We start from the raw sequence: 7990 nt of genomic DNA, 5'->3' as shown, positions 1-7990 counted from the left end.
CTGCCTGCTGCGGTGACTGCACGTGTTGCAATTGAAGCGGGTATTGCAGATTACTGGTACAAGTATGTTGGTCTCAATGGCCGGATTGTCGGCATGACCAGCTTTGGTGAGTCGGCACCGGCGGATGAACTGTTCAAGTTGTTCGGCTTTACCGTCGAGAATGTTGTCGAAGTTGCGCAGTCTTTAGGGTAAATCCTTACTTTAAAAACAGTCAATCAAACTGTATGACAAAAACGCCAGCAAATTGCTGGCGTTTTTTTTGCGTCGAACCCTACGAATAAATAATTGAAATCAATCAGGTCGGAAGAATAAAGAACAGCTCGACACGCCGGTTACACGCCTTCCCTTTTTGCGTCTGGTTGGTACATGCCGGAACAACATCTCCATATCCTCGGGTATAAATTGAATCGAGAGAAACTCGGTTATTTGCAATGATCCGTTTGACGGCTTCAGCTCGTTTTTTCGATAATTGATCATTGTAACGGGAATCCCCCAGATCATCGGTATGCCCGTCAATCACCAATTCAAGCCCATATGCAGTGGCCAGATAATTTTTTACTTTCTCTAACCAAAGCCGTGATTCCGGGGTGACATTCGCAGAACCGACCGCAAATTGAATGGTCCGCTTGACCCGCACAATCATAAACTGACCCGGTAAGACTTCGTAATCAATGCGATTATTAAGCAAAAAACGTTGTAATGACTGATAAGCGTTATCGGCTCTTTTCTGCCCTTGCGGCCCCTGAACACCGGAGCGTACCGTCTTCGGCAACTTACCCCACTCAGGATAACGTACATCTGAGTTATTCTTAGGCGCTCTATCCAGCATGTTGTCATCGAACAAACGGTCAGTGACAAGTGAACCACACCCGAAAAGACAGAAGCTTAATAGATAAACGATAAACTTCATTGATTCACGATCCTTATTTCCGACATACTCACTTTATCGGCTAAATCATAAAAACTTTATAGCTGATTTTTCGACATTTGCCTGATTGTGAAACAAGAAAGATTGCCTTTATCCGCGCTTTTCGCTGAAATATGCCTATCCGCGAGATCCCCACACAAAATACGAATTCAGACGATATCGTCTCTGAGATACCAAAAGAGCCTATAAGTGATTCATTGTGAACGGGGATCATCGATTCAACCCAAGGAATAGATTCACCATGGATAAAAATTATATTTTCTCTCTTTTCATGTTTGTCATCGCCGGTATTTTTCTTTACCGCAACTGGAAACGAAGCCAGACCGCGGCAAAAAATATCAGTGAAGGAAAAGCATTTCTGGAACAAAATGCGCAACAAGAAGGTGTCATCACGACAGAAAGCGGCTTGCAATATCAGATTCTGCAAGAAGGAACCGGCACGCAACATCCGATGCCAACGAATAAAGTCAAAGTCCATTACCACGGGACGTTATTAAACGGCAAAATGTTCGATAGCTCAGTTGAACGCAAGAAGCCGATTACCTTTGGCGTCAGACAAGTCATTAAAGGCTGGCAAGAGGGATTACAATTGATGGTTGTCGGGCAGAAAATGCGTTTATTTATTCCGGCACATCTGGCCTACGGAAATCGCGGCATCAGCACTATTCCACCCGGTTCGATGCTCATTTTTGACGTTGAACTACTCGATATTCAGTAATATTTATCGGTTATATCAGAGAGCTGCTCATGCAGCTCTCATCATAGTGCGCTACTCAGTTGATATCTCATCAGTCAGCGGATAGAAAATTAACCCGTGCCCAGTGACCAGAAAACAATCCATCCCCGCAGCATGAGCGGCTTGTTTCCCAAGATCGGTATCTTCAAATACGACACACTCTTTCGGTTTCAGTTGAATGTGGTGGCAGGCTTTCAGAAACGTATCCGGATGAGGTTTATGATTTTCCACATCACTTGCGGTGATAACCGTGTCCAGTTTATCCAGCAATCCGGCATTTTCTAATAAAGACAGTGCATTATCCCGATGACTACCCGTTCCGACTGCAAGCTTCCTTTCTCCGTACGCTTGCTCCAGAATGTCACAGGTTAGTGCAATTCGCTGATATTGGTTATCCAGTAAGCGAAATACATCTTGTTTAAACTGTGAAACATCATGTGGGTTCAAACATAAACCAAAGCGTCGGTTAATCTCACCGACAACTTTGATACTCGGCATACCCCCCATACTATGCAACCATTGTGCAGTGAAGGGAAAGCCAAAATGTTCCGATGCTTTTTTCCAAGACGCAACATGAGCTGGCATGGTGTCAAGCAACGTACCATCCATATCAAAAATTAGTCCCTTATATTGGGAAAGGCAGGTCAATAATTCGGGTTGAGAGGCATGCTCGATATAACATGATTGAGAGGTGTGAACCGCAGGTTCTGGCTGATTCATAAACTTCTTTCCTACTTTTAGCACTGGCAACAACTTCTCTGACGAGAAAACAGACTAAAAACGGGCCCGCAGGCCCACTTGATCTCATTCGATAACTTAGTCTTACGATAACCTAGTCTTATTCGATAGCCGACAGAATCGCCTGAGGCGTATCCCAGGTGTAGATCCATTCCGGGACATCACTACCGCAGGGAGAGTGCCAGACTCTATCCAGCGTATGTAAGCCCCCAAGGTGGTCATAAAACTCAATGGCCCGAATATTCTGTTCCATCACCTCAATATACACACCACCATCCGGGAAATAGTGCTGAATCCATTGGGTGACTTCTTTCAGCAACAACTTTGCAATCCCTTTCCCCTGTAATTCAGAGGCAACATGCAGAGATTCAATCACCGTGCCTTTTTCAAAATCGTGATTACCAAACGCACAAATGAAACCACAAAGCTTGCCGTTTTCTTCTGCCACAACCACATGCTGATTAATGGGCGGATTAATTAATCTGGCCTGCCAGATCAAACGCCGATCTTCTTCAACTTCATCCTGAAGATAATGGGCTTCCATAACACCCTGATAATTCTGTTGCCAACTTTGGGCATGCAATTCGGCAATTTTTTCAAAATCACTATATTCAGCTACTCGAATATCCATTTAATAGCCCTTCTAACTTCCTGTTAGCTCTGTTCTCTACATTTATACTGTCATTATTTTACCCACAAGCATAACATTCCGGTAAAATATATGACCAATTGATTACCGTACGACGCCATTATTATTTTTGCAAGCAATCAACATCCTGCCACAGCATATTCAGTTTTTTCTACCGTGATATCGCTTGATTACATACAATTACTCGGAGTCAGTGGCAATAAATGGAAAAACGGTGACTTACAGAGGCGGTACTTGTAGTTCGGAAACTTTTCCCTGTTTGCTTTCACGCAAATGAATGGTCAAAAAGATAGCAAATGAAATAATAATCGCCACCAACGAAATATAGATTGCATTCCGAAACCCATGTTGTTGTGCAACAAACCCCATTAAAGAGGTACCACACATCGTGCCGACTGACATCGCGTTAGTATAGAAAGCAGAAACCTGCCCCACCCGTTTGGGTGCTGAGTCTTGTAACAGTGTAATCCCTAAACCAACGAAGATTCCGTAAAAAAGACCATTTAACAGTTGCAGCGCTAACAACCCTTCGAGACTCGAAACATATTGAATGCCGGTATAAAACGACATGGCAATGACGAAACCCACCATCATCAACTGTATTTTGCCGAAACGGTGTGACCAGGATGCGGAAAGAAGCATCACTGGAATTTCTAATGCTGCCGTCAAGCCCATAAAAATACCCGGATATGAAACTGGCAAATCGAGCTCTTTGGTGATAAAGAGTGGCATCGCATTGATATAAGTACTGTTTGCCATATTGGCAAATAAAATACCGACCCCGAGAAACCAGACTTTATAAGGAAAAGGCGGAACCACTTCATGCGAAGTTTCAGATTTCGCAACCTTTGGCACAGACGGCAATAATCGCCACACCATCAAGAAAACCAGTAGCGCAATACCAGCAGCCAGCAGAAAATTGATCCGAAAGCCAAAAGTGCCGACCGATGCAAAAGCCAGTGCCGGACCTGCAATCCAGACCAGTGAAACCGAAGAACGCATCTGAGAATTAAGCTTTGTGCTGTCTTTACCTGACCGCTCAGCAAAGCGTCGAATCATTGCTAACAGCAAAGGAATCGATGACGCACCGAATGCCATAAAACACCAGCCGACAATAATCGCCTGCCAGAATTGAGTCAGCTGAGAGAACGATAATGCTGCCAGACACAAAAAGCCAACTGCGATCAGCAGCAGTATTTTACTATCGATGCCTTTGTCCGCCAGACGCCCCAATATTTGACTAATCAGAATTGTAGAAATCGCAGTACCGACGGTATAAAGCCCGATATACATCGGTTCAATACCTAAACCTTCGATAAGAAACAAGCTCATCACTGGTAAAATAAATGAAAAAGCCATCGCAGCCAGTCCATTCAACCAGAAGTAAACACCTGAATCTCCTCTAAAAAGCTCAAATCTCATCCAATAATACCTTAACCTTTATGCTCAAAAACAATCGACAAAACCTGAACCAGCTCAACTTGGTCGGGAAACAGAAACGATTAACGATTAACGATTAACGATTAATATCGTATAAAAACAAAAAAGGAGAGCTAAAAGCTCTCCTTTCCGAAAACTGGGCTACAACTTTGAATTAAAGTGCGGCTTTTGCTTTCTCAACAAGCACAGCGAATGCTGATTTATCAAATACTGCGATATCAGCTAAGATCTTACGATCGATCTCGATAGATGCTTTCTTCAGACCGTTGATGAAACGGCTGTAAGACAGACCATTTTGACGAGATGCCGCATTGATACGTGCAATCCACAGTTGACGGAATTGACGTTTCTTGTTGCGACGGTCACGATATGCATATTGACCAGCTTTAGTCACTGCTTGGAAGGCAACACGATAAACTCGAGAACGAGCACCGTAATAACCTTTAGCTTGCTTTAGAACTTTCTTATGACGTGCACGAGCTTGTACACCACGTTTTACGCGAGGCATTCTGCTTCTCCTAAACTAAACGAATTAAAAACCAAAAAAGAATTAAGCGTATGGCAACATACGTGCAACAGCAGCCACTTCACATTTAGGAAGGACAGAGTTTGGACGTAGATGACGCTTGTTCTTAGTCGTACGCTTAGTCAGGATGTGACGTTTAGTCGCGTGCTTGTACTTAACACCACCAGCAGTTTTCTTAAAACGCTTAGCAGCACCTTTATTGTTTTTCATCTTAGGCATGATGAATAACTCCGCATTGTTTCGATTTTAATAACCATGTAATGAGGGCGAATAAAACCCCACCGTACTCAGACGGCAGGGTTTATTACTTGCAAGCCGGTCATTACTTCTTCTTAGGGGCTAGCACCATAATCATTTGACGTGCTTCGATCCGACTAGGGAAAGATTCCACAACAGCAATATCTGCCGTATCTTCTTTCAGACGATTCAAAACATCGACACCGATATCTTGGTGTGCCATTTCTCGGCCACGGAAGCGAATTGTTACCTTCACTTTGTTGCCTTCTTCAAGGAAACGTAGCAGGTTGCGTAGTTTTACCTGATAGTCTCCAATATCAGTTCCAGGACGGAATTTTACTTCTTTAATCTGGATCTGCTTTTGCTTTTTCTTCTGCTCTTTTGCCGCTTTGCTCTTCTCGAAGAGGAATTTACCATAATCCATCACACGACAAACAGGCGGTTCCGCATTCGGACTGATTTCAACAAGATCCATCCCGGCTTCTAAAGCCGTATCAAGCGCTTCTTGAATTGAAACAATCCGAGAATCTTCACCTTCTGCTCCCGATAAACGGACTTCACGTACACCACGAATTTCTCCGTTGACACGATGTTGGTTTTGTTTGGCCGGCACTTGGCCACGTCTTCCACCTTTAATAGTTTATTCCTCCAGATTGAGCTTACGGCTTGAGACTTCGGTCCGGACCAACTCAATGAAATCATCCAGCTTAAATTTACCCAAGTCTTTGCCTCTTCGTGTCCGTACAGCGATTTCGCCAGCTTCTACTTCCTGGTCACCACAAACCAACATATACGGCACACGTTTTAAAGTATGTTCGCGGATTTTAAAGCCTATCTTTTCATTTCTCAAGTCTGCTTTTGCCCGAATCCCACATTTTTGTAGTTTTCGCACTGCATCCTGAACATAATCAGATTGTTTATCCGTAATATTTAATACGACAGCCTGCTCTGGTGCAAGCCAAGTCGGGAAAAATCCTGCATATTCTTCAATTAAAATACCGATGAACCGTTCCAGTGATCCTAAAATCGCTCGGTGAATCATCACTGGGACCAGACGCTCATTGTTTTCACCGACATAAGTCGCACCCAAACGGCCCGGCAGATTAAAATCGAGCTGCACTGTACCACACTGCCATGTACGGTCAAGGCAATCATGCAGGGTAAATTCGATTTTCGGCCCGTAGAATGCCCCTTCACCCTCCTGAATTTCGTAATCGATATTCATGGATTTTAGTGAAAGCATCAATGCTTCTTCAGACTTATCCCAGATTTCATCGCTGCCAACCCGTTGTTCAGGGCGAGTTGAAAGTTTAACTGCAATATTTTCAAAACCAAATGTCCGGTAAACATCGTAGACCATTTCGATACACGAAGTGACTTCTTGCTGAATCTGCTCTTCAGTACAGAAAATATGCGCATCATCTTGTGTAAAGCCACGCACCCGCATAATGCCATGCAGAGAACCGGACGGTTCGTTACGGTGGCATGAACCAAACTCAGCCATCCGCAATGGTAAGTCACGGTAGGATTTCAGACCTTGATTAAAAATCTGGACATGACCGGGACAGTTCATTGGCTTAATCGCGTATTCACGATTTTCAGAATTAGTCGTGAACATCCCTTCGGCGTATTTATCCCAGTGTCCTGAACGTTCCCACAGCACGCGATCCATCATTAACGGACCTTTCACTTCCTGATAATCATATTCCGTCAGTTTTTCACGCACAAAAACTTCTAAATCGCGGAAGACAGACCAACCGTTATGATGCCAGAACACCATACCGGGAGCTTCTTGCTGCATATGGAATAAATCGAGTTGTTTACCAATTTTACGGTGATCGCGTTTTGCAGCTTCTTCTAAGCGAGTCAAATGTGCGCTCAGGGCTTTCTTATCGTGAAAAGCTGTACCGTAAATACGCTGCAACATTTTATTATCACTGTTACCACGCCAGTAAGCGCCGGCTACATTCAATAATTTAAAATGTTGGCAGAATCCCATATGCGGCACATGAGGACCACGGCACATATCAACATATTCTTCATGATGATAAAGCCCGGGACGATCGTCACGCGCCACATTTTCGTCCAGAATTTCAATTTTGTAGGATTCACCACGAGATTCAAACGTATCACGTGCTTCCTGCCAACTTACATTCTTTTTGACTACCTGATATTTGGTTTTCGCCAGCGCTTTCATCCGCGCTTCAATTTTTTCCAAATCATCTTGCGACAAGGATTGTTCCAAATCGATATCGTAATAAAAACCACTGTCGATCGTTGGACCAATCGCCATTTTGGCATCAGGATATAGTTGCTTGAGGGCATGTCCCAACAAGTGAGCACAGGAGTGACGGACGATTTCCAAACCATCAACATCATCTTTTGCCGTGATGATTTCTAAGCTGGCATCGCTTTCAATAAGATCGCAGGCGTCAACGCGAGCACCGTTAATACGTCCGGCAATGGTTGCTTTCGCAAGACCCGCACCGATAGACAAGGCAACATCTGAAACAGAAACCGGATGATCGAATTGACGTTGACTACCGTCAGGAAGAGTAATAATAGGCATGATTTATCCTTTACAGTGGTGTTGCGCACCAAGCAACACATGTTTCATTAATTCGCACATTTGTGTTTTTTAGAGAAAACACGCGACATAAAAATAGTACCCATTTTGATGCAAATACGGATGCACCATCCTGAGTACCTTATCGACTATTCTAAATCAACGAGATG

Annotated in this window: 10 protein-coding genes; 2 read left to right on the top strand and 8 right to left on the bottom strand. The window is 43.8% G+C overall.

Going from position 1 to position 7990, the window contains the following annotated elements:
• On the top strand, positions 1-192 hold a 192-nt coding region (locus tag VRK_RS17510; RefSeq protein ID WP_157371952.1), incomplete at its 5' end, for a transketolase-like TK C-terminal-containing protein.
• A gap of 103 nt (positions 193-295) precedes the next feature.
• Here VRK_RS17510 and VRK_RS17505 read toward each other — a convergent pair.
• On the bottom strand, positions 296-910 hold the full coding sequence (locus VRK_RS17505) for an OmpA family protein (RefSeq protein WP_059122570.1): 615 nt from the start codon (positions 908-910) through the stop codon (positions 296-298).
• 259 nt (positions 911-1169) lie between these two features.
• On the opposite strand from VRK_RS17505, the gene VRK_RS17500 reads away from it, so the two are divergent.
• A complete protein-coding gene (locus VRK_RS17500; protein WP_059122569.1) occupies positions 1170-1646 on the top strand; it encodes an FKBP-type peptidyl-prolyl cis-trans isomerase in 477 nt (158 codons plus the stop codon).
• Between the two features lie 51 nt (positions 1647-1697).
• Here the strand turns inward: VRK_RS17500 and VRK_RS17495 are convergent, their stop codons facing one another.
• The 7 genes from VRK_RS17495 to thrS all read right to left on the bottom strand — a co-directional run bounded on the left by VRK_RS17495 (position 1698) and on the right by thrS (position 7823).
• The gene (locus tag VRK_RS17495; protein WP_059122824.1) at positions 1698-2273 is read right to left on the bottom strand and encodes a beta-phosphoglucomutase family hydrolase; all 576 of its coding nucleotides are present in this window, start codon (positions 2271-2273) and stop codon (positions 1698-1700) included.
• 229 nt (positions 2274-2502) lie between these two features.
• Entirely contained in the window at positions 2503-3033 is a 531-nt protein-coding gene (locus VRK_RS17490; RefSeq protein WP_059122568.1) for a GNAT family N-acetyltransferase, read from the bottom strand.
• Between the two features lie 237 nt (positions 3034-3270).
• Positions 3271-4473, bottom strand: a complete 1203-nt coding sequence (locus VRK_RS17485; RefSeq protein ID WP_059122567.1) for a sugar efflux transporter — start codon at positions 4471-4473, stop codon at positions 3271-3273.
• Between the two features lie 172 nt (positions 4474-4645).
• A complete protein-coding gene (gene rplT / locus VRK_RS17480) occupies positions 4646-4999 on the bottom strand; it encodes a 50S ribosomal protein L20 (RefSeq protein WP_021019837.1) in 354 nt (117 codons plus the stop codon).
• A 42-nt stretch (positions 5000-5041) separates the two neighbouring features.
• Positions 5042-5236: a 50S ribosomal protein L35 gene (rpmI, locus tag VRK_RS17475; protein WP_027694124.1), complete on the bottom strand. Its 195-nt coding sequence runs from the start codon at positions 5234-5236 to the stop codon at positions 5042-5044.
• Between the two features lie 103 nt (positions 5237-5339).
• On the bottom strand, positions 5340-5867 hold the full coding sequence (gene infC / locus VRK_RS17470) for a translation initiation factor IF-3 (RefSeq protein WP_269431948.1): 528 nt from the start codon (positions 5865-5867) through the stop codon (positions 5340-5342).
• Positions 5868-5894: 27 nt separating this feature from the next.
• Positions 5895-7823, bottom strand: coding sequence for a threonine--tRNA ligase (gene thrS, locus VRK_RS17465; RefSeq protein WP_059122565.1), 1929 nt, complete (start codon positions 7821-7823; stop codon positions 5895-5897).
• Between the last annotated feature and the right edge of the window lie 167 nt (positions 7824-7990).

Source organism: Vibrio sp. MEBiC08052 (assembly GCF_001506075.1).
Taxonomy (GTDB): Bacteria; Pseudomonadota; Gammaproteobacteria; order Enterobacterales; family Vibrionaceae; genus Vibrio.
The sequence above is the reverse complement of the archived record's forward strand: the minus strand, read 5'-3'. Positions and strand labels throughout refer to the sequence as shown.

Excerpts from the sequence above, each read along its gene's own strand:
- VRK_RS17505 (WP_059122570.1), bottom strand. The coding sequence starts at position 910 with ATGAAGTTTATCGTTTATCTATTAAGCTTCTGTCTTTTCGGGTGTGGT.
- VRK_RS17500 (WP_059122569.1), top strand. The coding sequence starts at position 1,170 with ATGGATAAAAATTATATTTTCTCTCTTTTCATGTTTGTCATCGCCGGT.
- VRK_RS17495 (WP_059122824.1), bottom strand. The coding sequence starts at position 2,273 with ATGGATGGTACGTTGCTTGACACCATGCCAGCTCATGTTGCGTCTTGG.
- VRK_RS17490 (WP_059122568.1), bottom strand. The coding sequence starts at position 3,033 with ATGGATATTCGAGTAGCTGAATATAGTGATTTTGAAAAAATTGCCGAA.
- VRK_RS17485 (WP_059122567.1), bottom strand. The coding sequence starts at position 4,473 with ATGAGATTTGAGCTTTTTAGAGGAGATTCAGGTGTTTACTTCTGGTTG.
- rplT (WP_021019837.1), bottom strand. The coding sequence starts at position 4,999 with ATGCCTCGCGTAAAACGTGGTGTACAAGCTCGTGCACGTCATAAGAAA.
- rpmI (WP_027694124.1), bottom strand. The coding sequence starts at position 5,236 with ATGCCTAAGATGAAAAACAATAAAGGTGCTGCTAAGCGTTTTAAGAAA.
- thrS (WP_059122565.1), bottom strand. The coding sequence starts at position 7,823 with ATGCCTATTATTACTCTTCCTGACGGTAGTCAACGTCAATTCGATCAT.